This window comes from Bartonella sp. MR90HLJMH (genome assembly GCF_042194115.1).
Classification (GTDB): domain Bacteria; phylum Pseudomonadota; class Alphaproteobacteria; order Rhizobiales; family Rhizobiaceae; genus Bartonella; species Bartonella grahamii.
Window position 1 is genome coordinate 26,076 of the sequence record NZ_JBHIMM010000005.1, and the last position, 25,849, is coordinate 51,924.

The window sequence follows — 25,849 nt, forward strand, 5'->3', positions numbered from 1 at the left end:
CCTCGAAAGCTATAAATTTAGCCTTTACCTTTTAGACAAAAAAATTCAAGGGAACGTTTTCTAAAGCGGCTCATGACCTCCTCAAGGACCATACGACAGAAATCTTTTTGAACAAAATCAACATTCACATCAAAGACAATAAGATTTTTCAAATCTTTTTGCGTGTGAATTGTCTGTATACGGATATAATCTTTAGCTGTTGTTGCTAGCCATAAATTGTGCATTTTAGCCTTTTGTATAAGGCTTTTTAAATTTTTATCTGTGAAAAAATAGTGGTCTGGATACATGTAAGTTTGCACCACATGACCAGATAATTCTTTAATAGATTTAAAAAATTTATCTGGATTGCCAATACCGGCAAATGCCAAAAATGATTTTCCTGAAACCTCATCAGAGGCAATGGCTTTAAGATGAGCACGATATAAAGGCTTTCCAGTACGAGAAACAAGAAAAGAAACATTATCAGGCGCATCGGAATGACCAATCAATAAAACACTATCCATAAAAGAAAACTGCGTTTTTAATGGTACGCGCAAAGGTCCTGCTGGAAAGACAGCTCCATTACCAAAACCGCGCATCGCATCAACAACGAGTAACGTATAATCCATATAAAGACGGCGACTTTGAAATCCGTCATCCATTAAAATAAGATTACATCCCTCTTGCTTAAGCCGTTGTGCCGCTGCATAACGATTAGGTGATACAGCTACAAAAGCATGCTGTGCAAGTAAAAGTGCCTCATCTCCAACATTGTGTGGAGTATCATATTTCTCATTTACAAGATGTACCCCTTTAACTGATCCACCATAACCACGTGATACAATACCAGGTACGAAACCAAGTTCTTTAGCCACTTTGCTAAAAGCAATAACAACCGGCGTTTTACCCGCACCGCCACATGTAAAATTTCCAATACACAAAACTGGCAAATCAATCACGGAAGGCTGTCTTGTCATAAAACGACTTGAAAAATAACCATACCCCCATGAAACTGGAGCTAATACAAAACGCAAAAAGCTTTTATTTTTCCACCAAAAATGGGGGGCGCTAATATGCATATCTACCCTGACGCTGACGTAAACCCGTTTGTATTACAAGGGGTTGTAAAAATGGATCTAAAGTCTTTAATGTGCGCTCAAGTGCACCTGCCATATCTGTCGCCACTTCATGAGCCTTATCAACCATTTCTTGTCGCAATGTTTCATTTGTTAAAAGCTTATACACCTGAATAGCAAGCTGTTTTGTATCTTGAACTATATATGCTGCATCATGCGTTAAAAATTGTTCGAACATCTCTTGAAAATTTGAAACATGGGGCCCTGTCAAAATAGCAGAACCAAGCAAAGCCAATTCCAATGGATTGTGTCCACCATTTCCACATAACGACTTACCAACGAAAGAAACTTTCGATAAGCGAAGAAAAAGCCCCATTTCTCCAATTGTATCTCCCCATAAAATATCGGTATTCATGTTTGGAACAGCATCTCTACTCCTCCGAATAAAACGCAACCCCTTATTATCGCATTTTCTGATAAGATCTTCTGAACGTTCAGGATGACGAGGCACAATAATTGTTAATAAATCTGGCAAATAATTTTTAACAATCTTATGGACCTCAAAAGCAATCTCCTCTTCCCCTTCATGCGTTGAAACAGCTGCCCAAACTGGGCGATTGCCGATTGCATTACGATAACGTGCAAGCAATGCTTGATTTTCAACCAGAACAACATCAGCCTTGAGATTCCCAGAAAACGTAACAGATTTTACGCCAAGTGTATGGTAATAAGCTACATCTCTTTCGTTTTGACCAATCGCCAAATCAATATCCTTAAAAATATGTTTGGCAAGAACGCGTCGTTTTTGCCAAGCTTTAAAAGAACGTTCAGACATATGGGCATTAACCAAAATCTGCGGAATACGCATTTTTGCAAGTTCTTTAATACGAAGAGGCCAAATTTCTGATTCACAAATCAAGGCGAGATCAGGCTTCCAATGACTAATAAAACGGCGCACTGCAAAATCTAAATCCAAAGGAGCATATTGATGAATCAACCTATTACCAAAATGTTTTTTCACAAGAGTAGAAGATGTCACAGTCCCTGTCGTCATTAACACATTGATTTTCAATGATAAAATATAATTTATAAGTGGGACAAGTGCAAGTGTTTCTCCAACACTTGCTGCATGCAACCAAACTAACGAACCTTGGGGGCGTACATGAGAACTTTTACCTAAACGCTCTTTTTTGCGACACCACTCTTCTTTTCCACGAATAGCACGGAAGAACAAATAAAAAGGAATAACAGGACATAAGCAAAAACCAATCATCCGATAGCTTAAAAGAGCCGTATGTGCCTTTAATTCTACCATTTAAAATCACCTCTTCCAGCTATTTTAAGATATCTATATGCTTATTTTGTTAAAAAATTCACACTATTAGTTACATCCATATTTTTTTAATATCATCCATATCTTGAATAAAAAACGCTTCACCCATGAGAAAATTCAATACATAAAGGACAAAAAACGTAATTTTATCGCCATATTTTTTTTAAAATTTTCCTATAAAGATAACCTATACACGTTATTTAAATCTCTTTTAATGAAACTTTGTCACTTATATGGATTTTATCACTTCATTCTGCACCCTATAAAAAATCTTACTCAAAAAATAACAAAGCTACATTTCAGTCGATTATAATTTTGAAAATATAAATGATAAATATCATACAACCTATAACATAGATTGTATCAATTTTTTTCAGCTCACTGAATAAATACTTCTTATGATTTTAGTAAAACTTTGAATTTTGCACGTTGGTATTTTAGAGAAAAAACTTATTTTTACATATATTATGTATTATCAATTTTTCAAAAAATAATCCATATAAATATTATAACCTATATAAATCCAACAAATAAAATATGTTTTAAAAAAGCCTAATCTCTATGATTTCATTTCAATAAAATGAATATGTAAAACTAATCTTAAAAAAACTTTTGAACGGTATAAAGTTCTCATTTTAAATTGTGATATAATCTCTTAAAGGTAATCCAGAAAAATCTAATCTTGTTTAATAGAAAATTTCTTAAAAGTCTTAAAGCAATTTAAATAAGAGTTTTCAAAATTTTAAATCCTCTCTTTTCAGGAGATCGCATGGTGTATTATTCCTTTTAAGATTGTGTATAATCAACACAAAATGATTAATTTATAGATTGTAGTTTTAAACGAGTACTCAAAAAAACTTATGAGGTAAGTTAACTTCATCAATCTATTCAGTTTTTCTAAGTTTCTAATTTTGGTAAGTTTCTAACGACTTTCATGGTTTCTAAGCTTATAGTGATAACTTGTTGGAAAAATTCCAATGGATAAGTAGGGAGTGCTAATAATCTCAACGGAGTAGTAATTGGTATCATTAATAATGCTACTCTTTTTATTAATCTGAACGCATTAATGTTTCATACTCCATTCAAAAGCAGAGTGACTATTCACAATATAATCATAAACTTCGAGTGATAGCTCGTCATGATAATATTGCTGTTGTAAATAGGTTAATAGAACTGTCTTGCATTTTTATTAAGCGTAAAGATGGTGGTGCAACAATGGATTTTATAACTTGCACGGACACCATTATGGAATGTGCTTGGGTGCCTTGAAAGATGTTTCATTAAGAAAACATATGAATTTTAAACAACAAGCATATTCTTTTTTTACGGCATTCTATTTTACCCGAAGAACGTACCTATGGAAAGGACGATTAAACAAAAGCGTGAAGCAATCTACAGGCTATAATGACCAAATATTCAAGCTTTACTCTGCATCGCCTAACTCAGCATCAAGAAACTGATGCAAATCTACAATGCAATAACGTTGTAATGCATTATCTACACTGCTTTGTGCTTTTGCCTGCCATGCTTCTTGAGCGGATTGATAATCCGAGAAAATACCAACCACATCTAAATCATCAGGATTCTTAAATTGATTACTGTTAAGATTTTTTAATTCCCCACCAAATACAAGATATAAATATTGTTTTTTTTCGTTGGTTTCAGTCATATGTGCCTCCATATCATTTAGATTATTTTAGCGCGCTTTTACGTGATTAAACTAACTTTGTTTGACGAACAACATCTATCATATCTTGACAGCAATTATTTTTACCAGCAATTAAAAGTCCATATTGGTAAGGTTCAATTCCATAAGATAGTAAAGGGGCATCAAGCGATAAAAAACACCCTCCACACTCCTGCAAAATAAGATCAGCAGCGGCAATATCCCATTCATGACAATTTGGACGAACTAATACGATATCAATTTCATCTTGAGCAACAAGAACAATACGATAAGCAAGAGAAGGAAGATAATGGTAAAGAATAACTCGATTGAGAAAATCATCTGGTAATTTTTTTGCGAGCGATTTATCAAGCGAAATTTTATATTTTCGATGCCCCCCCGAGGCTAAACGAGGAAGTTTTATCCCATTTAATGTTGCCCCTCCACCCGTTACAGCTGCATAAATATCTCCTTGAGCCGGACATTGTAGAACGCCCACAATAGGACGCCCATTCTCAATAATGGCAACCGAAATACACCAATAAGGACTGCCAGAAAGAAAACCTCGTGTTCCATCAATAGGATCAACCACAAAGGAGCGTTCATAATCTTGTTGTTCTCGATTATCTTTTGTTTCTTCTGAAATCCATCCATAATTTGGACGCGCTCCAAGAAGCTTCTCTTTCAAAAAATGATCAACAGCAAAATCTGCCTCACTGACCGGTGAATTCCCCTCTTTAATCCAAACATCCAACGTGCATCCAAAATACCGCATTGCTAAATCTCCTGCCTCTCGACAAACATCCCGCAAAAGATTTAAATCAGAAGAATGATGCGTGTTATTTTCCTGCAAGTGTCATCCCTTCAATTAACAATGTTGGAGCCGCCGTACCATAACGCCGATCAATATCATTGGCAGGTGTTAAATGTGCTAACATATGAAGCAAATCAGAACCTAGCGTTACTTCACTCACCGGATAAGCAATTTCACCATTTTCAATCCAAAAACCGGAAGCCCCACGACTATACTGACCAGTAATAAAATCAATGCCGTGACCGAATAATTCGGTCACATAAAATCCATTTCGCAAATCTTTTATCATATCGCAAGGCGATACTAAACCCGGTTCAATTGCAAAATTTGTACTTGTCGGCTGCACTAATGATGCCGAACGCACACCGTGTCCATTTGTTTTAAGTCCCAATTCACGTGCTGTAGATGATGAAAGAAGCCAATTTTTTAAAATACCATTTTCAATAATATTGAGTGTTTGCCCCTCTACCCCTTCTCCATCAAAAGGATGAGAAGCATTTCCACGTAATCGCAAAGGTTGATCGGTTACATTAACATTAGGCTTCATCACTTCCTTGCCTAGGAAATTCTGTAAAAGACTTGTTTTACGAGCTACAGAGGCTCCATTGACCATAGATGCGATATGCCCTGCAATTCCGCGAGCCGTACGCGGATTAAAAATAACATCAACGCCCCCAGTCGCCGCACGAACTGCACCCAAACGTCGGACAGCACCAAACCCTGCATTCTTTCCAACAGTTTCTGCTGCCTCTAAATCAGAAAAATGTAAGGCTGTTGTATAATCATAATCCCGCTCCATTTGTGTGCCTTCACCTGCAAGAGCACTACAAGAACGTGAAAAGCAACTGGAGCGATAGGCTCCACAAAAACCATCGCTGGTCACAAGAATAAACCCACTCCGACCATAAGCTGTTGCAGCGCCACTAGAATTACTTACACCTTTAACATCAAGAGCTGCTGCCTCTGTTTTTAAAGCATCTTCTGTTAAAAAATGACTGCTTGGCACAAAATCATCAAAAAGATCAAGATCTTTAGGAGACTTAACCAAACACTCTTTATCTGCCAAACCTTCAAATAAACTATCGGGAGAAGCTTTAGCCATCGCAACAGCACGTTCCGCAAGTTCTTGCGGATAAGACGCTAAATTAGCAGAAACACTTGCTACTTTTTTTCCAACAAAAACCCTTAGAGTAAAATCATTGCTCTCTGCTGCTTCTGTTGATTCGACTTTCCCAAAACGAACTGATACACTGGTAGAATGAGCATGAACAATAACGGCATCAGCAGCATCTGCCCCAGAACGCCTTGCTGCTTCAACCAGTGAAACAGCTTTCTCAATCTGGTTTTTGTCAGTCATTATAGACTCCCTGAAATATTTTATTATTTACATTGATAAGCACTCTGACAATTTTATATAAATCAGAATATAACTCTTGTATGTTTATTCATAAAATTACGCACATTTCATGCATTTTTTCTTTTAATGCATCGAATAATTTCCTTTTTAGCTTCTTTATGAAAAGACGCAATATGTCGTAAAATTTCTTTAGTTTCAAGATTTCTCATTGCCCCTTATCATTTTAGATAACCCAATCTGTACTGATAATCAAATCAACCGAAAACTTGGCAATCAACAAACGACCTAGCAATAACACTTGAATTTAATTCAAAATCCTCAAAAATTCGAAAAGCATAAAACGACTTAAGTCACAAACCTTATGTCCTCTGGATAGTCAAACAACTTCCTTTATTCCTATAGCATTCTTTAATTTCCAAGCAAGAATCAAGAAAATGCCTTATATTTGTGTATACTTCTTTGCTTCTATAAACTCTCTCATAATAAGATGGCAATCTTGTAAACAAAAAACATAAACGGAATAAAAAATTTTTCCTTTCATTATGGTTTCAACAAAATGAGCAGTCATAAACTTCTTTACCCTCATGGACGTGGTATCACAAAGAACTCATTTTTTATATTTATCAGAAATAAGTTATAATCATAACATTCTCTCTCGTTTCTAATGCGTCTAATCGAGAGCATCTCATTTTTTCATGCGTCATCCTTAATCGGTTATTTTGTTATTAAACAGGCATAATTTGACCGACTTCTTTTTCCTGAAACAAAAATTCTAAGATACTAGATAGATTTTGATTTAAGAACTATACTCTTTCCCCTCCATTAAAAAATAAAGAAGTGTAATACTGTCATAAAACGATAATCAATAAAGCTTTTATATAAAACTCAACATTGTATCTATCTTTCAATTCAATTTGTAATAAGCGTATTCTTCCAATTAATTTTGACAAGTTTATCGCTCATAATTGTTTTAACAGATACAAAAATATTTGCAGAAACTAGGATATATGTACGCATTTAAAAAAATCGCTTTTTTAAACATTTAAACCAAATATATACAATGATACGAAATTAATTTTACGGAAATTAAGAGTGAGCTTATTTATCCTTTAGAGCCTTTTAAAGCTGTACTCTTTAGAACGTCATCATCTTTTAATCAAAAAAACACTTTGATTTATAATTATAATTGATCGTTTTGTAATTTGCATAAAAGAATCAAATATCATTAAATTTTCTCCATTTTAAACTTATTTATGTTGAGGAAATCACAACTATTCGCTCTCACATCATGAATAGAGGTAATGTTGATAAAAACTATTTAAGAAGAAGTCAAAATGCCTTTTATCAAGGCTCTCAAATCAAAAACTATCGCAATACTAGAAACTGGCAAATATCATGACAATATCGACCTACAGATTCACAAGAGCAGAAGCTTCTACAACTTTCTTTATTTTCAGTAAAAATGCGCACCTCATAAGCTTTTATATATTGAATAAAATTCAATGACTCTTATAAGATCTTTGATGCAAAATTAATTTTCTCAGATGATTTGACTCGATTTCAACGACTAATGAAAAACCACACCATAGCTCATCGATTTGCTATACACTCATAACTGATTTCATTCTAACAAGGCTAAGATTTCTGCGCCTTTGTAAAGGTATTAACTTCTTTATAAATGCACCCCCTTACGAGATGATTTTGTTTTCAATAAGAGCACGTCTGCTCATTTCAATCATTGCATCACGAAGGTGTAACTTAATTTTTGACCCAATAACCATTCCAAAGAAAGGAGAAAGTAAACCAGACATGGTTACAGTATGGCGAATTTTGTTATTTGAAGAATCAGATTTTTTTGAACAAATATATTCATGATCAAAACTTATGTGAGTAAGAGGCAGTTTAGCATAATCAGAAAAGAAAACATTTTTTATAACTTTATCAAGTGTAAAAGTTACTGTAGGTCCCTTTTTAGGTTTCATGCGTCCTGTAGCCCCTTCTTTGAAAGGACCAGAAAGTTCTACCCACTCAAGTTCACTATCCCAGCAAGGCCATGATGCCACATCTTCCCATATAGCCCAAATTTGCTCAGCACTCGCTTCTGTGTTAATTTCTTCGCTATATATCCATTTAAACATGATAATCTTCCCTGTTTTAGAAATCATTTAGTTTTATTGCTTAAGAATAATATAAAAATTATTCTTAAAAATGTAATAACGATAACACACTTAATACTTTCAGATTTACTTAATATATAATGATTAACTCAACAAGCGATATTAATAAAATAAACACACAAATATTCAGTATAAATGAACACTATTGTCTACCTTAAATAGAAAATATCTGTTTTAAGTTCATACAATAATAAAGATAAAAGTTACGTACTATTTAGGATATAAATGCAGACTGCATAGTTGAAAGCTTTCAGCTGCTAATGAGATGTTGATGATTAATGTTCAGCCGAAAGAAATTAGACAAAAAGGTATCATAACTGTTGTCGTGAAATATGTATCCTATTGGAGAAAAAACATTCATCGGTAGTAAAGCTAATAATACACTAAAGCTTTGATAATGCTTTTCACTTTTAATGTAGCTGAAATTAACAAATCAGCATATAACTTACAAAAATTAGCAGCAATACATACTGCTAATTTAGGTCCAATAGCATTACACCTCAAAGCAATTTTTGGCTAGACAGAAGAACAGATGGCCCCTCTATATTAAAGGGCGTATATTGTAAAAGACTCGCTCTTGGGGCTATAAAAAACTTCAAAAAAATGAGAGATTCAGACAAAAAACATAATGAAATCAAAATTCATCAATTCCTTTAACATTAGAATCTTTTATTTACTTTCTCCGTAACCTTTTAAAAACCATATAAAATGAAGAAAACTGTAAAGAAGCATTTTTTCATCCTACCGGATAAAAACAAGAACTTTCTCAAAATGTAAGCGATCGTAATTTATAGAGACGTATTGCTGTCTCACCATAAAAACGCTCATCGTCTAGATAAAAGACGTCGGGTAAATGAATCATTGTATCTTTCTTTTCTTCAAGTATGAAGAGTGTATCAGCTTTTGCCCACCCTCCTCGCAAAGCTTCTACGAAAGCACGTTCACCTAAACAACGGCTATAGGGAGGATCAGCGCAGATAACATCAAATGGAAGCATTGTGCCAATATTGCCAAGTTTTGTCGCATCACGACGCAAAATCCGTCCTATCGACTGTAATTCAAAGGCTTCTATATTTTTTTGAAGCAACCCACGCCCCTCAACCGAGTTTTCAACAAAAACAGCCGCCTTTGCTCCACGTGAAAGTGCTTCGATGCCTAAAGCACCAGTACCAGCAAAAAGATCAAGAATACGTTTATTGGTCCAAAATTGTTCTTCACGGCTAGAAAGAATATTAAAAAGGCTTTCACGTGTACGATCACTCGTTGGGCGAATCGACTGATTAACAGGCGAAAACAAAACACGCCCAGCAAATTTACCGCCTATGATCCGCACGTGAACCTCCAAATCGCTTCGAAGTTTTTGCACCATCCCTATGTGGTTTAGATTTTTTCATAGCATCACCAAACGATTTTACCTTTTTCTTTCTCTCAAAAGAATGCTCCTCATGTCCACTTTTTATCATTTTCTCTTTATCCTTGAAAAAGCGATCTTTCTTACCAGAGGGATGCGTCTCGTCATAAGATGTTTTGCCACGTTTTTGAACAAAACTTCCCCTCTTCTCTTTGTGTGACGGACTTTCTTTTAGTTTTTCCTTGCCTCGATGAAAGGATTTTCTACCATCCAAATCGCTCTTATGATCATGCGATTTCTCCTCACTATAAGAAGGCTTTCTACGTGTACTCTGCGGACGTGCACCAGGAGCCATCCAAACATTAGCACGGCGAGAACGCGGTAGAAAACGCTCTGCTTTTCCTTCCTCACTTTTTTCCTTCTTTACATTCTCATGAGACTTTGCACTTAATCGTGCACGACTATGTTCAACAGAATCATCTCTTGGTCGGCGCCGTATCGCCCTTTCACTTGAGAAAACCCAACCATCATTTGCAACAGAAAGATCTTTTTGGCTTTGCTTTTCTGCAACAACTGCAGAATTTGAAAATGGCTTAAGAATAGGAGCATCAAAATCTGCATTGGCTTGCATAATCAAACGCTCCCCCAACTGATCTCGTAACATCCGCCCTTTTAACTCTTGCACGGCTCCTTCTTCTAAATCAGAGAGATGAAATGGACCATAAGATACACGTATTAATCGATTAACTGATAATCCCAACGCCCCTAAAACATTCTTTATTTCACGATTTTTTCCTTCACGCAAAGCGACAGAAAGCCATATATTAGATCCTTGTTCACGTTCAATTGATGCTTCAATCGAACCATAAAAAATGCCATTAATCGCAATACCATTTTTAAGGTTATCCAGCGCGCTCTTCTTTACTCTTCCATGAGCACGGACGCGATATTTGCGGACCCATCCTGTTACAGGAAGCTCTAATACACGCGCTAAGCCACCATCATTAGTTAAAAGCAAAAGCCCTTCCGTGTTAATGTCAAGCCTTCCAACAGAAAGAACACGCGGCATTCCTTTTGGTAAATTACTAAATACTGTAGGTCTGCCTTCAGGATCACGGTTCGTGGTGACAAGGCCTGCTGGCTTATGGTAAAGCCATAAACGCGTTCGTTCTATAGGAGGTAAAGGTTTGCCATCAACTTTAATAACATCAGAGCGGCTAACATTAAAAGCAGGCGTTGTCACGACCGTACCATTTACAGAAATGCGACCTGCAACAATCATCATTTCTGCATCTCGACGCGAAGCAACACCAGCACGCGCTAACCTTTTAGCAATTCGTTCACTCTCATTATTTTCATTCATTTGCGTTTCAAACCAATCTTTGCCAGTATGTTCAGAAAATTATTCACATGCACCATACCGCTTATCCTGAAAGAGGAAGTAGCATAATCATTTATCATTTTCTATCCTTTAACGACAATAATGTATTTGTTGACTTGCACGTTTGTTTTAAACACTTTAAAAAATAGAGGTATTCCTTTCATTATAAAAGCGTAATAAATTATTCATTCCATCGCATTTCTTATCGAGATAACCTTTAGATTTTCTATACCTTCAGTAGAAAGAATATGATGACTTTGACGCCCATGGAAATAGCCCTTTTAGAAGCGCAATGGGCTGCAAAAAAAGATGAAGTTCCCGTAGGCGCTGTCATTACACGTGGAAAAGCTATCATTGCACGCGCTGGTAACTTTATAAAATCTGCATATGACCCTACAGGACACGCAGAAATGCGCGCAATCCGTATGGCTTGCGAAACATTGCAAAGCGAAAGGCTTCCTGATTGCGACCTTTATGTAACACTTGAGCCTTGTGCTATGTGTGCTGCTGCCATTTCATTTGCACGCATACGACGTCTCTATTACGCAACAAATGATCCCAAAGGGGGGGCTATAGAAAATGGTCCTCGTTTTTATCAGCAACCAACCTGTCATCACAAACCTGAGATTTATTCTGGTTTTAAAGAAAAAGAAGCTGCTCAATTACTTAAAGATTTTTTTATACAAAAGCGATACTAAAAACAATTCTTCTTCCATAACTTTCACTCTTTAAAAACTATCCTATTTCTCAAAAAAAGACTATTAATTCCTCTGATATATATAGCAAAAGCCATTTCGAAGCATTTTTTCTCTTTTTTAATGCTGAATATTGCTTCTATTAGATAATACATTCACTCATAAGAATAATTCATTATTTTGTATATAAAATATAAAGTCCAAAATATCGTAGATATACTCTCATTTCAAATTACATTGAAGCAATAAAAGTTACTTTCTTGCACATCATAAGCGGGATTATCTTCTGGATAAAGAACGTTTTAGAAAAGACTAAAAATGTCTCTTATGAAGGCTCTCAAATGCAAGAATTGTCGCAACATTGGAGTTTGGAAAATAAAATGATAGTATCAGTTTTCTCCTTCCTAAGCATAAAGATATTGGAGCACAATAGATTTTACGTTATACTATCCACATGAGCGATGTTGTAAAATGAGCTTGAGAAATGTTTCGTGTTAGGAAACGCATAAGGACTCTCTCGATGCTGTTGTCATATTGCTATTTCATGAGAATAACACCCTTCCTACAACAGCATTATAACTGCGCGAGAATGAGAGCTTGGTATAATAAGTAATTAGAAAAATTCTTTACTTTAAATATTTTGTCTTTTCCCTATCGACCAATAGGTGCGGTTTTTGCCGGTTGGCGATAACTTAAAGGTGGTTCAGTGAGATAGCGACGGTATTTTGAACTTCCAACTTGTGCTCTCTGACGCCGTAAATATTCCTGTCGTTTCTTCGCATTCAACTGTGAAGGGTTTTCTGAACCAGCGCCATTAACTGACGATCCTTTGTGAGGAAAAGACGTATTTCCTTGATGCTTCTTCGATGCTGCTATTTCATTGACAGATCTATCTTGTTGTGGCACCGGTAAAAATCTGCGCGAACCAGGGCTTGGTATTACAAGCTTTGGATGAGGTTTCATAACAATCTGGCTGCTGTTATTTGTTGGTGTTAATGAAGTAATATTAGCAACATCTTCAAAAAACTGGATTGAAACTGGTTTATCGGTACCATAGGTAGGAGCGGATAAATTGCATCCCGTTAAAACAAAGCACATCCCTAAAATTCCTATTGGAAATATTTTTATTTCACGTTTTCTCACTGCCTATTCCATTTCCTAAGTATATGGCTAATTAACATTCCCGTTATTTATGAGAGAACGTTCCATACACAAATTTCCCCCCTGCAGATAAAACAACGGAATTTTTCTCGTACCACAAAAAACTATATTCATCAATATGAGAAATTTACTTGCATTTCTTTCCTTTGATCTAAAATTTTAAATCTTGCCAAGAATCTGCAATTCCCGCAAAGCAGCTGCATCACGAGCAGATACATCCGGATAGGCAGGATCACTCCCAACATCTTGTGTATAACGCCATGATCGAGCACATTTTTTTCCTAATGCCTTCTCTGGATATACACCAACACCTTCAACATCATTCAAAGTAAAAGCATCGGAAGGTATTGTATCCTGCGTAATTGTGAGTTCACTGGTAATACAGATCTCCGCCATATCCACATTTTCTAATGCTTCTCGTAAAGCCGGATTGGAAATAAAAACAACAGGAGCGGCTTCTAACGAGGATCCAATACGCTTATCAACGCGTTCAAGCTCTAAAGCACCTGTAACAACTTTACGGACCTGCCGAATTTTTTTCCAACGCTCAGACAAAGATTGATTTTGCCATTCTTCTGGTACAGAGCGAAATTGTTCTAAATGCACCGATTGGCTTTCTGGGTAACGCTCTAACCAAGCTTCCTCCATAGTAAAAGGCAACATTGGAGCAAGCCATGTTACCATACGCTCAAAAATCTCACGGACAACCTGCAAGGAAGACTTGCGTTTTTTTGATGAAGGCGCATCACAATAAAGAGAATCCTTGCGGATATCAAAATAAAATGCCGATAACTCAATGATTGAAAAATCCAATAATGCACGCATAATCTTTTTAAAATCAAATTCATCGTAAGCGCGATTAATCAACTGATCAAGTTCAAAAAGCCTATGCAATATAAATTTTTCAAGATCCGGCAGTGCGCCATAAGATATTTCTTCTCCATCATCATACGCTAAAGTTCCAAGCATCCAACGAATTGCATTGCGTAGTTTACGATATGAATCCACATTTGTTTGAAGGATTTTTTTGCCTAAACGCTGATCTTCCCAATAATCAGTTGTCATAACCCAGAGACGAAAAATATCAGCTCCAGATGTTTTAATGATCTCTTGTGGAACAACCGTATTGCCTAAAGATTTAGACATTTTCTTACCATTCTCATCCAAAGTAAAACCATGTGTGATCACTGCCTTATAGGGAGAGCAAGCACGCGTACCACAGCTTTCCAAAAGAGAAGATTGGAACCATCCGCGATGTTGATCTGAACCTTCAAAATAAACATCAGCAGGCCATTTCAAATCAGCCCGATCTTCTAACACAAAGCTATGGCTTGCTCCAGAATCAAACCAAACATCCAAAATATCATAAACCTGTACCCAAGGCTCATGTGCACGCTCACCTAAAAAACGTTCACGTGCTCCTTCAGCAAACCATGCATCTGCCCCTTCTGCTTCAAAAGCCCGTAAAATACGCTCGTTCACACCTTCATCTTTTAGAATAACACCATCCTCATTCGCAAAAATACAAATAGGAACACCCCAAGAACGCTGACGAGAAAGAACCCAATCAGGACGATCTTCTATCATAGAAGCTAGGCGGTTTTGCCCAGAAGACGGCACAAAACGCGTTTTTGAAACAGCTTCCAAAGCCCGACTACGTAAAGTTGAACCATCCCCAAAATCTTTATCCATTGAAATAAACCATTGCGGTGTATTGCGAAAAATAACGGGTTTTTTTGAACGCCAACTATGGGGATAGGAATGCTTTAAACGCCCCCGTGCAAACAATCGATCTGCTTTAATTAAAGCGTTAATGACCTCTTTATTAGCATCACCCATTTTTCCATTATCATCTATAATACGTGCAGGTCCTCCTTCACGATCTGGTCCCAAACCTGGAACATCTTTCGTATAGAACCCTGCATCATCAACAGGAAACGGTATAGATGAATCAATCCCCGTTTGCTCCAGTAAGGACTTATAATCATTCCAAATTTCAAAGTCCTCACGCCCATGGCTTGGCGCTGTATGAACAAAACCTGTACCAGCACTCTCTGTTACGTGCGAACCATCAAACAATGGAATTTTAAAGTTATACCCCCCAGCCAAACCTTTGAGTGGATGAGAAAGAACAAGAGCTTTCAATTCTTCAGCAGAAATAACACGCAAACGCTTCAAAACAAGTTTGGCTTTTTCTGCACAACTCATAGCTAACGCATCAGCAAAGAGAAGTTTTTCCCCAGCTTGAGGACCAAAATCATTTTCAGTACTTTCAACTTCGTAAATACCATAAGAAATCTGCGAAGAATAACTCACTGCACGGTTAGCAGGAATTGTCCACGGTGTTGTTGTCCAAATGACGACATAAGCACCATATAAATCATCAGAATTTGCTTTAAAAACAGGAAACTTAACCCAAAGCACCTCTGATTCATGATCATGATATTCAATCTCAGCCTCTGCCAAAGCCGTACGCTCTACAACAGACCACATCACCGGCTTGGAACCACGATAAATCTGATCTGACATAGCAAATTTTATCAATTCACTGGCAATGCGTGCTTCTGCATGAAAAGCCATTGTAGTATAAGGCGTGTTAAAATCTCCCACGACACCAAGGCGTTTAAATTCTTCACTTTGAACGGTTACCCAATGCTGTGCAAATTCACGGCATTCTTGACGAAACTCGTGAAGAGGTACCTCATCCTTATTTTTTCCTTGTGCTCGATATTTTTCTTCAATTTTCCATTCAATTGGAAGCCCATGGCAATCCCAACCAGGTACATAATTTGCATTAAAACCGCGCATTTGGAATGAACGGACAACCACATCCTTTAGAACTTTGTTTAAAGCATGCCCGATATGAATATGACCATTTGCATAAGGTGGACCATCATGAAGAATATAAAATGGACGATCTTTTGCTTGTTGGCGCAATTGCGCATAAAGCCCCATATTTTCCCAACGCGCCATCAATTCAAGCTCTTTTTGCGGAAGCCCTGCACGCATAGGAAAATTTGTCTGTGGGAGATAAAGAGTTTTTGAATAATCTATTGTTTCATTTTTCACAGTCATTGTGAAATATTCCTGTCCACTTTTACGATTTCATTTTTGCATAACTTCCCTGAACCCTGCAACTCTGGTTTTTATCTATAGGGAAAGCCGAGCTTATCATTCATATTAAGCAGCGATCAGGAAAATATATCATCACACTCTATGGGCTTTATCATGAAATTCACAAGAAAAGAAACCAAAAATTGATCTTTTAAAAAATAAAGGCTCCACTAATAGTGGAGCCTTTTAGAAATTTACTCTTTTAAAAATTAGAATTTATAAGCTACACCAACACGGAAATCATTGGTTTTGTAGTTAACTTCAAGTTTTTCCTTTGCAAATTTCTTTTTACCAAAATCAGAGTAACGATATTCTGCACGTACAATCACATTATCCAGAAGCGAGAAATCAACGCCACCACCAAGTGTGTAACCAATCATGGTTTTTGTTTCATCAGCTAAGTTCTTAGAAGAAACGACTCTTCCATCCTCATCCTTAACGGATATTGATACAGTGTCTTGGAACTGCCCATAAGCAATACCGCCAGCAAGATAAGGCATAAAGCGATCAGCAGCAAAACCAATACGTACCCGTGTAGCACCACCCCAATTTTGTTTGAAAGTATGATTTAAAGTTTCAACTTCATCCTCTTGATCAAGACCAAGTTCAGAAGCCAGCTTTTTCATTTGTTCTATACCATATGCACTGGAATTGTTCTTATCCACCGCTTGTGTACTTTGTGCACCGTGTCCAGCCATATTCTGTCCACCATGAGAACGAGAAGCATGTGAACTAGCACCATGCGCATGAGCGCCAGAGCCATACCCACCTCCATGAGATGCACCATGCGGATTAGCATTTCCGCTACCATGATGAGTACTATGATGACCTTGGGCTCCGCTTGTTCCATTGGAAGCTTTTGCTGGTTCAGAGGATGATCCTGATCTCGCGAGTACAAGTGTCCCTCCGCTCGGTACTGTTCTTTCTGCTGCTGATTGATTTGATTGTCCTGCTGCTGATTGTGACTGTTGAGCTGCACTTGCTGATTTAGCTGGTGCTGAACTGGACTGCGTTACAGCAGATTTTTCTGACGAGGATCCTGCTGCTGGAGCCCCTCCTGTTGCAGTTCCTGCACCTGCAGATACTGCTGAGTCGGTTTTTTGTGTTTGTGTTTGTGCTCCTGTTCCTGCTTGTGAGGCTGGGGGTGAAGATGGTGTTTGTGATGATAATGTTGGATTAGTATTGCCAGAATTTCCAGTTGTCACTGATTGACTTGATTTTCCTGCTCCTGCTTGTGGTTGTTGACCTGCAGCTGGCTTAGCTGGTACTTGATCGGCTTGCGGTTTAGCAGATTTTTCTGACGAGGATCCTGCTGCTGGAGTCCCTCCTGTTTTACCTCCTGCACCTGCGGATGATCCTTGGGCGTTTTTTTGTTGTGTTCCTGTTCCTGCTCCTGCTTGCGAAGTTGGAGACGTTTGTGGTTTTGTGGATCTGCGGGATCTTACGACTGCATTTTCTACTGTAGTGTTATCAGCTGCACCTATGGTAATTGTCTTTGTGTGTTTTTTACCAGATATCATTAAATCCGTATCGACACCAAAAATAAAGTTATCACCGAGATCAATATTAGAACCTGCATAAAAACCACCTACAAAACCTGAAAGTTTAGGAGAGAACTCTTTATCTAGTGGCAAATTCTTTTCTTGATCAACAAGAGCCATATCAGATTTGCTCGAAAAACCACCAGCTTGGACACCTAAATAAAGACCTGTCCATGAAAAAGTAGGAGCAACAATAGTAGAAGATGTCGATGGTGCTGGTTGATGAGGAATCATAACATCAGCAGCTAGCGCTGTAGACGTTGAAATTAAAGAAAAAATAGATGCTGTTATTAAACGTTTTGTATTCATAAAATCTCTCCAAATATCCAAAATGAAATGTATATAGAGCATCTTTTTTGAAAGATCTGTAGCAAAAATAACACACTCACAACAAAATAAAGATTTTTTGAAAATAAAGCTTCTTAAACTTTTAATTTTGCATTCAATGAAAATTTGTAAACTAAATCACACTAGAATTATGTGTCTTAAAGTTGGATTCATTTTCATTAAATTTTTGCATAACTGTTAATGATAATATTCTTTATAAATTTCTTTTTACCGAAATCTGAATAACCGTATTCTGCATGTAATAAACTATCATCTGTTATTGCAAAATCAATGCCTGTGCAAACAGTGAAATCAAATGTTGCCTTTTTAAAAACCAAGCGCCATCAAAGTCTCATCTATTTATCAGCATGATCTATTTTTGGTGCTTTAGCAATAATATTTTGTATCTAAAATTAAGAAAAACAAAGGACTTATTCAAACACTCGCAAAAAAACTTTTAGGTTCTTTGCATAAACGTCTTCATCATGACGCATCAGTTTGATTTATAAGGATAATTTATTGTTTTCATGTTGAATAAAAAACTAATACTTTAGGATTCTATCATTTAAAACCTGTTTCATGTTGTATTAATCAAAACCATGTCTCTCGATAGCGGAAACAGTCTGTGGATAAAAAAATTAAAAGAATTTTAAATGCCTCTTATGAACGCTTTTAACAGCCAAGGTCTGTCCACAACATTGGTGGCTAGCAAAGTTGTATGATGATGCTAGCTTGCTCTTTTTATTAAGCGTGTAACGATAGTGGTGCTCTATAGATTTTATATTATTTCATTGGGAGGTTTTACCGTCTTATATCACTCACGGATACTGACATGAAGTGGGCTTGATGTAGTTTGAAAAATATTTCTTTAAAACACTTGATGTAGTTTGAAAAATATTTCTTTAAAACAAATGTGTGAAGACACAACAACAAGTGTATTCCGTTTGGGGCGTTCTGTTTTGCATAAGGAGTGTGATCCCATAAAAAGAATGCAATAAACAAAAACGTAAGACAATGCCCTAAATACTTTTGAAAATCGTAAAGCTAAATTAAAAGAAGATGGTAAAGTTGGAAACTGGTTTCTATCTTTACATCTTCATATTCTTCCCCAATGAGACTGTATTTCCCAAAGCTTACTCCAACAGATATACGCAATATGCTCGCTCTAATCTGGCATATGCAGAATAAAGTTAGTCACTGGTTATGATCTTTTCCTATTTCTGAGATTAATTGAATACTTTTCTCTTAGGCGTAAAATGATAGCCGTGATATAAGATTTTATGTAATCAGTAGCTATAAAATCCATATATACCACCAATTAGCCCTCTATAATATAAAACTTTTTTCTTTAAAGTCTTATAGCACAAAATGATACAAATAAAAATAGAAGGGATTAAGAGATATAGAATAGAGAGCTAATAAAATAAAGGCCCCGTTAAACGAGGCCTTAGTATTTTTTATGCTTCTAATTTCATTTTTACGAAATTAGAATTTGTAAGCGACACCTACACGGAAGTCATTGGTTTTGTAATTGAATTCACGTGTATCGTTTGCGAATTTCTTTTTACCAAAATCGGAGTAACGGTATTCTGCACGTAAAAGAACGTTGTCTGTCATTGCAAAGTCAACTCCACCACCAATAGTGAAACCAAGCATTGTCTTCGTGTCATCAGCCCAAGTACCACCAGTCAAATCTATGCTTTGCTTAGCCCCTGCTTCTGGCACAATTTCATCCCCGCCAGCTTTCTGCTCAACTTTAGCTCTCTTTCCTTTTCCTGCAACGGATTGAATGCCCTGTACCTGCGCATAGGCAATACCACCAGCAACATAAGGCATAATACGGTCAACAGCAGCAAAACCGATACGGACACGTGTCGCACCAGACCATTTTTCTTTGTAACTGTGCGTTTCTGTTACCTTGTCATCTTTTTGAAACTGTTGCTGATCTTTTAATTCAACCTTAGCTTTTTCAAGGGCATCATTAAAATTTGCTGCATCTTTTTCAGTAAGCGTCAATTCACGGGCTTTTTTTGATTCTTCACGGTCTGCCCAAACTGCATCGGTTTCAACACCGAGAATGAGACCATTTCCGAGGTCTACGTTAGATCCGGCATAAATACCACCCATGAAACCAGAAGGACTAGGTGTGTTATCTTTTTTGAAAAGCTCTTTATCTGCTCCTGGAATAGTTACTTTAGTTTTACTCGAAAAGTTGCCAACTTGACCACCAAGATAAAAACCCGTCCAAGAAAATGAAGGTGCTGCTGCGATAACTGCTGGTGCGACTTCATGAGGGATCATCACATCAGCAGCTTGTGCTGCAGAAGCTGAAATTAAAGCGGCAACAGAAGTTGCTATTAAATATTTTGTATTCATAATTTTGCTCCTAAATTAACTATAAAATGACCTTACAAGATTATAGATAGAAAAGCTGTAGTAAAAATGTCACAGTCATACAAATAAAAGCCCAGAAAACAGCAGTTTTGTCAAAGTCAAGATCTCTTGAAATTTTAATTTTTTATTAATACTTTTTATTCATAATCGCACTTTTGATGAAATTAGAACTTGTAAGCTACACCTACATGAAAGTCATTGGTTTTGTAGCCTAGTTTAGGGTAACCCTTTTTAAATTCCTTCTTACCAAAGTCTGAGTAACAGTATTCTGCACGAAGCAGAATATGATTTGTCATAGCGAAATCTATACCACCACCAAGGGTGAAACCCACCATCGTTTTTGTTTTATCAAATATCGTAGCAGAAACTTCTTTACTTGATTTACCATTTGCCGATTTTTTTGTTTCTGAAACTTTATCGACACCTTGTATTTACGCATAGGCAATACCATTGGCAACATAAGGCATAATGCGGTCAGCGACGGAAAAACCAACACAAACCCATGTTGCACCAGACTATTTTTCTTTGAAACCAATGCGACACACTGCTGTGTCACCTTTTTGAAACTTTTTATTTTCATCCAATACAACAACACCAATGCAACACCAGCATCTTCAAATTCATCATTAAAATCATTAAATTCATCAATCGCAAGAATCTTTGAGACCGTCTTCGTTTCTCCTCGGTCTATCCAGACTGCATCGGTTTCAACACCTAGAATTGAGGACATTTCCAAGTTCTATGTTGGAACCTAAATAAATACCACCTATGAAACCTCAAGGCTTAGGTAGTCCATCTTTATCTGAAGTTTTTTCTTTTGTCTCTAAATAAAATACATCAATTTTGACTTGAAAAGTTGCCAACTTGACCACCGAAATAAAAATCTGTCCAAGAAAATGAAGGGGCTGTGATAACAACTGCTGGGGCTGTTTCACGAGGAACGATAATATCAGCAGCTTGTGCTGCAGAAGCTGCTGATAGCGATAATAGAAATTGTGACTAAAGATTTTATATTCGTAAACTTTTCTCCTCATTTATTTATGAGCAGGGTGCTATATGATTAGAGAAAGAAACGCTGTAGTAAAATGATACAATCATAAGAAACGAAAGATGACGCAAGATAAAGTCATTTCATAACTTCACTTTTTGCAAGAAATTGTAAGTTACAAGTACGTATAAGTCATTGATTTAGCGCGTAATTATTGCTTGTTGTTTATGAAAATCTTTTTAAAGAAATCTGAATAATATCTTTTCATCCCCCAATAAATATGGGAATATAACAACAGAAAATAATAGAGGCCCTGTCTTTGACAGAGCCTCTTGGAAGCTTATTTCGTTGTTGACGAAATTAGAATTTGTAAGCTACACCAACACGGAAGTCATTGGTTCTGAAATTATATTCTTTTTCTTTTGCAAAAAATTTCTTTTTACCATAGTCCGAGTAACGGTATTCTGCACGCAACAGGACATTATCAGTCACAGCAAAATCAAGACCGCCACCAATAGTGAAACCAACCATTGTTGCTGTTTCATCAGATGAACCTGAAACAAAAGTTTTATCACCTACCTTCACTTCTCCATGAGCAGCCTCTAGCTGTGTATAGGCAACACCTCCAGCAACATAAGGCATAATGCGGTCAGCAGCAGCAAAACCAATACGTACTCGCGTAGCACCAGCCCATTTCTGTTTAAAACCAACACCTTCTGATACATCTACAACTTCTTGTGCACCTGCATTTCTAATACTTAAACTCTTTACAGTTTCAGTTCCACTAGCTGGAGGAGTTTCAGTTCCACTAGCTGGAGGAGTTACAGTTTCAGAAGCTACTCGCACATCCTTTTTGCCAGACCAGATCATATCTGTTTCAACACCTAGTATAATGCCATTTCCAAGATCAAAGTTAGATCCTGCATAAAAACCGCCAATCAAACCTGAAAGCTTAGGTGATAAGTCTTTAAAAACTGAAGTATCTTTATCTTTATCTTTTAAGTCAATTTTACTTGAAAAACCACCAATCTGACCACCGATATAAAAGCCTGTCCAAGAAAATGAAGGGGCTGCGATGACTGCTGGGGCTGTTTCATGAGGGATGATAACATCAGCAGCTTGTGCTGCAGAAGCTGCTGCTATAGCGATAACAGAAGTTGTTACTAAAGATTTTATATTCATAAACTTTGCTCCTAATTTATTTATGAGCACAGTGCTACAAGATTACAGAAAGAAAAGCTGTAGTAAAAAATGATACAGTTATAGAAAATGGAGGATGCACTCAAAACAAAATCGCTGCATGACTTTACAACGTTATTAACTTCACTCCGTACGAGAATTCGTAAGTTAATTTATCGATTTTGAATGTAATTCTTGTCTGTCATTTATGAAAATATTTTTATATCTCCAATAAATATGGAGTGAGTAATAATATAACAACAGAAAATAATAGAGGCCCTGTCTTTGACAGAGCCTCTTGGAAGTTTATTTCGTTTTTTACGAAATTAGAATTTGTATGCAACACCAACACGGAAATCATTGGTTTTATAAGCTATTTTATCCCCATCCTTTACAAATGCTTTTTTACCAAAGTCTGAGTAACGGTATTCTGCACGCAACAGAACATTGTCTGTCATTGCAAAGTCAACACCACCACCTACAGTGAAACCAACCATTGTTTTTGATTGATCAAACACTTTAGCAGAAGCGATTTCGGCACCATCAGTTCCTTCCGCCTTAAGAGAATTAACCACTTGCAGCTGCGTATAGGCAATACCACCAGCGAAATAAGGCAAAATGCGGTCAACTGCTGCAAAACCAATACGAACGCGTGTTGCACCAGACCATTTTTCTTTTATAGAGGCGCTAGTTACACGTTTGTCAGTCGCCGCAATATCAGCAATAGCTTTTCCTGAAGCAAATGTAGCGTCAGCAGCTGTAAGCTCATTTTTGAAATCTTCAAGGCCAGTTGCTCCAATAACTGCTGAATGCGTTTTTGAATCTTCGCGGTCTGCCCAGACTGCATCGGTTTCAACACCTAGAATGAGGCCATTACCAAGATCTACGTTGGAACCTACATAAATACCACCCATGAAACCGGAAGGCTTAGGTGTCCAGTCTTTATCTGTAATTTTCTTGTTTGTTTCTGAATCAAATTCATCAACTTTACCTGAAAAGTTTCCAACTTGACCACCGATATAAAAGCCTGTCCAAGAAAATGAAGGGGCTGCTGAGATGACTGCTGGGGCTGTTTCACGAGGGATGATAACATCAGCAGCTTGTGCTGCAGAAGCTGCTGCCATAGCGATAACAGAAGTTGTTACTAAAGATTTTATATTCATAAACTTTGCTCCTAATTTATTTATGAGCACAGTGCTACAAGATTACAGAAAGAAAAGCTGTAGTAAAAATGATACAGTCACAGAAAATGGAGAAATCGCCCAAGACAAAACCACTCCATAGCTTCGTTTTGCACGAAAAACCTAAAGATATATATATATAACTTATTGATTTTAAATGTAATTATTGTTTATGATTTTTTAAGAAAATCTGAATAATATCTTTCCACATCCACAATAAATTATGTATTGCGTGATAATATAGCAACAGAGAATAACAGAGGCGCTGTCAAAGACAGCGCCTCTGTTATTTAACTTACCATCTGTTAAAATTTGTAAGCAACACCAACACGGAAATCATTGGTTTTGTAAGATGTCTCATATTTATCATTTGAGAATTTCTTTTTACCAAAATCAGAGTAACGATATTCCGCACGAACAATAACGTTATTGGTCATTGCTAAATCAACACCAGCACCAAGGGTGTAACCAACAAGGGTCTTTGTTTCATCAGACAAGGTACCAGAAGCTATTACTTTATCTGAATTTTTCCCTGTTATTGAAATAGATGCACTATCTTGAAGCTGTGTATAGGCGATACCACCAGCAACATAAGGCATAATGCGTTCAGCTGCAAAACCAATACGTACACGTGTCGCACCAGCCCACTTTTCTTTAAAAGTGAAACTGTGGGTTCGTTTAGCACCAGGTTCCAGCGCATCTTTACCAATACTAATTCCAGATTCTGTTAATATCTTCTTAATATAATTTATGTGATTTGGAGCAATAACGTATGTTTTTCCTGTCTTTGTGTCATCTTTATTAGACCACATGATATCTGTATCAACACCTAGAATAAGGCCATTGCCGAGATCAACGTTGGAACCTGCGTAAAGACCGCCCATGAAACCAGATAATTTAGGCAAATAATCGTCACTTACTGGAATCTTTTTTCCATTAGCAAGAATATCCATTTTCGTTTTACCCGAAAAACCACCAAGTTGCCCACCAAGGTAGAAACCCGTCCAAGAAAAAGTTGGAGCAACAATAACGGGAGCAACAGGTGTTGGACTTGGGGGAACAATAACATCTGCTGCTTGCGCCGCTGAAACTGAAACAAAAGCGAAAGCAGAAGCTGTTATTAACCATTTCATATTCATATTTTCTCTCCATAGCTGAATATTTATTTGAACACATCATTTCATATAGAGCCCAAACTTCAGATATCTGTAGCAAAAATGATACACTCCTAAAAAAAACAAAAAGCCAATGAAAGCATCCTGAATTGCTTGATCTCTTAATAAATAAGAATTGAACTATGCCAATGCACAAATGATTTTCTCTCGTCACATTTGCTCTTCTTTATGAATTTTTCAAAAATATCTGCGTTATCACCTTGGAAAGCATGTGCTCTTGTCTAATGAAAAATTATCCTTTTATATTAAATTCAAATGCTCTCATCTTAAACCATTGTATATTCAAGCAACAAAAATCATTCCTCTATACATCACAAACGAGCAATTATGTGAAACCGTTAAAAAACTAAAAATGTCACCTATAAATGTTTTCAATATCAAGAACAGTCAAATGCAATCGTTCTATTTAAATTTATACAAATAACGTTTTTACCTTCATCCTTAGCATGACCAAATGTGAAGACTATGTATTTGTTTTTTTCATAAAAAGGATGCTTATATTACAAATAAACTTGTATCGCACATAAACAAGACTTCCAATAATCCACGAATTGAAACAAGATCACATGCAACTTGCCTGCTCTTTTTTTACTTTAGGCATTTATTGTTTTTAAATATTTACCATTTTTTTGCTTATCTCAACCTCATAGAAAGTCTTTTTCAGAGTTTCATCTTATCTGTAGGCTATCTATTTCATACTCTTTTATAAACGAAACTGTAAAAAATGCCTCAAGACAGGCAACTGGTATGATAAATGCTGACATCTATATTAAAACTCTCCCTAAAGCAAAAAAGATGAGAGATCTTTCTTAAAGTGTTCACACCAAACTTTGCTTTGAAAATCATTAATTGAGCAAACAATTTGGCAGAAAAAATATCTGATATTGCATCATAGACAAATAAAAAATATTTTATAAATTCTGTAGTCGAACAATAGATTGATTATAAACATAATTCATC

The 25,849-nt window shown here is 36.6% G+C and carries 18 protein-coding genes and 1 pseudogene; 1 reads left to right on the forward strand and 18 read right to left on the reverse strand.

Annotation, left to right across the window (positions count from 1 at the left end; all coding sequences use genetic code 11):
• Nucleotides 1-17 precede the first annotated feature (17 nt).
• From lpxK to ACFIJ9_RS04605, 9 genes and pseudogenes are all read right to left on the reverse strand, one after another.
• The gene (gene lpxK / locus ACFIJ9_RS04565) at nt 18-1,058 is read right to left on the reverse strand and encodes a tetraacyldisaccharide 4'-kinase (protein WP_375635946.1); all 1,041 of its coding nucleotides are present in this window, start codon (nt 1,056-1,058) and stop codon (nt 18-20) included.
• Entirely contained in the window at nt 1,048-2,370 is a 1,323-nt protein-coding gene (gene waaA / locus ACFIJ9_RS04570; RefSeq protein WP_375635947.1) for a lipid IV(A) 3-deoxy-D-manno-octulosonic acid transferase, read from the reverse strand. Before waaA ends, lpxK begins: the two co-directional genes overlap by 11 nt.
• 915 nt (nt 2,371-3,285) lie before the next feature.
• Nucleotides 3,286-3,549 (reverse strand): annotated as a pseudogene (locus tag ACFIJ9_RS04575) (type ISP restriction/modification enzyme); the annotation flags it as partial.
• Nucleotides 3,550-3,811: 262 nt separating this feature from the next.
• Nucleotides 3,812-4,057, reverse strand: a complete 246-nt coding sequence (locus ACFIJ9_RS04580) for a DUF4170 domain-containing protein (RefSeq protein ID WP_375635948.1) — start codon at nt 4,055-4,057, stop codon at nt 3,812-3,814.
• 46 nt (nt 4,058-4,103) lie between these two features.
• On the reverse strand, nt 4,104-4,907 hold the full coding sequence (locus ACFIJ9_RS04585) for a 3'(2'),5'-bisphosphate nucleotidase CysQ (RefSeq protein WP_375635949.1): 804 nt from the start codon (nt 4,905-4,907) through the stop codon (nt 4,104-4,106).
• Nucleotides 4,894-6,225: a TldD/PmbA family protein gene (locus ACFIJ9_RS04590; protein WP_375635950.1), complete on the reverse strand. Its 1,332-nt coding sequence runs from the start codon at nt 6,223-6,225 to the stop codon at nt 4,894-4,896. Before ACFIJ9_RS04590 ends, ACFIJ9_RS04585 begins: the two co-directional genes overlap by 14 nt.
• A 1,688-nt stretch (nt 6,226-7,913) precedes the next feature.
• The gene (locus ACFIJ9_RS04595; RefSeq protein WP_375635951.1) at nt 7,914-8,363 is read right to left on the reverse strand and encodes a hypothetical protein; all 450 of its coding nucleotides are present in this window, start codon (nt 8,361-8,363) and stop codon (nt 7,914-7,916) included.
• Nucleotides 8,364-9,168: 805 nt separating this feature from the next.
• Nucleotides 9,169-9,735: a 16S rRNA (guanine(966)-N(2))-methyltransferase RsmD gene (rsmD, locus tag ACFIJ9_RS04600; RefSeq protein ID WP_273787828.1), complete on the reverse strand. Its 567-nt coding sequence runs from the start codon at nt 9,733-9,735 to the stop codon at nt 9,169-9,171.
• Entirely contained in the window at nt 9,716-11,116 is a 1,401-nt protein-coding gene (locus ACFIJ9_RS04605) for a pseudouridine synthase (RefSeq protein WP_375635952.1), read from the reverse strand. The genes rsmD and ACFIJ9_RS04605 overlap by 20 nt, the downstream gene beginning before the upstream one ends.
• Before the next feature lie 269 nt (nt 11,117-11,385).
• On the opposite strand from ACFIJ9_RS04605, the gene ACFIJ9_RS04610 reads away from it, so the two are divergent.
• A complete protein-coding gene (locus ACFIJ9_RS04610; RefSeq protein ID WP_375636040.1) occupies nt 11,386-11,832 on the forward strand; it encodes a nucleoside deaminase in 447 nt (148 codons plus the stop codon).
• A 648-nt stretch (nt 11,833-12,480) separates the two neighbouring features.
• On the opposite strand, the gene ACFIJ9_RS04615 is transcribed toward ACFIJ9_RS04610, so the two are convergent.
• From ACFIJ9_RS04615 to ACFIJ9_RS04655, 9 genes are all read right to left on the reverse strand, one after another.
• Nucleotides 12,481-12,972 carry a hypothetical protein gene (locus tag ACFIJ9_RS04615; RefSeq protein ID WP_375635953.1) on the reverse strand — a complete coding sequence of 164 codons (492 nt, stop codon included), beginning with the start codon at nt 12,970-12,972 and terminating at the stop codon, nt 12,481-12,483.
• 177 nt (nt 12,973-13,149) lie between these two features.
• On the reverse strand, nt 13,150-16,065 hold the full coding sequence (gene ileS, locus ACFIJ9_RS04620; protein WP_375635954.1) for an isoleucine--tRNA ligase: 2,916 nt from the start codon (nt 16,063-16,065) through the stop codon (nt 13,150-13,152).
• Nucleotides 16,066-16,313: 248 nt separating this feature from the next.
• Complete coding sequence (locus ACFIJ9_RS04625; RefSeq protein ID WP_375635955.1) at nt 16,314-17,954, reverse strand: porin; 1,641 nt, start codon at nt 17,952-17,954, stop codon at nt 16,314-16,316.
• Nucleotides 17,955-19,457: 1,503 nt separating this feature from the next.
• A complete protein-coding gene (locus tag ACFIJ9_RS04630) occupies nt 19,458-20,348 on the reverse strand; it encodes an outer membrane protein (RefSeq protein WP_375635956.1) in 891 nt (296 codons plus the stop codon).
• Between the two features lie 182 nt (nt 20,349-20,530).
• Entirely contained in the window at nt 20,531-20,701 is a 171-nt protein-coding gene (locus ACFIJ9_RS04635) for an outer membrane protein (protein ID WP_375635957.1), read from the reverse strand.
• Nucleotides 20,671-21,096, reverse strand: a complete 426-nt coding sequence (locus tag ACFIJ9_RS04640; protein ID WP_375635958.1) for a hypothetical protein — start codon at nt 21,094-21,096, stop codon at nt 20,671-20,673. The genes ACFIJ9_RS04635 and ACFIJ9_RS04640 overlap by 31 nt, the downstream gene beginning before the upstream one ends.
• 618 nt (nt 21,097-21,714) lie before the next feature.
• Nucleotides 21,715-22,536: an outer membrane protein gene (locus tag ACFIJ9_RS04645; RefSeq protein WP_375635959.1), complete on the reverse strand. Its 822-nt coding sequence runs from the start codon at nt 22,534-22,536 to the stop codon at nt 21,715-21,717.
• 323 nt (nt 22,537-22,859) lie between these two features.
• The gene (locus tag ACFIJ9_RS04650) at nt 22,860-23,696 is read right to left on the reverse strand and encodes a porin (protein WP_375635960.1); all 837 of its coding nucleotides are present in this window, start codon (nt 23,694-23,696) and stop codon (nt 22,860-22,862) included.
• Nucleotides 23,697-24,019: 323 nt separating this feature from the next.
• Nucleotides 24,020-24,853: an outer membrane protein gene (locus ACFIJ9_RS04655; protein ID WP_375635961.1), complete on the reverse strand. Its 834-nt coding sequence runs from the start codon at nt 24,851-24,853 to the stop codon at nt 24,020-24,022.
• Nucleotides 24,854-25,849 lie beyond the last annotated feature (996 nt).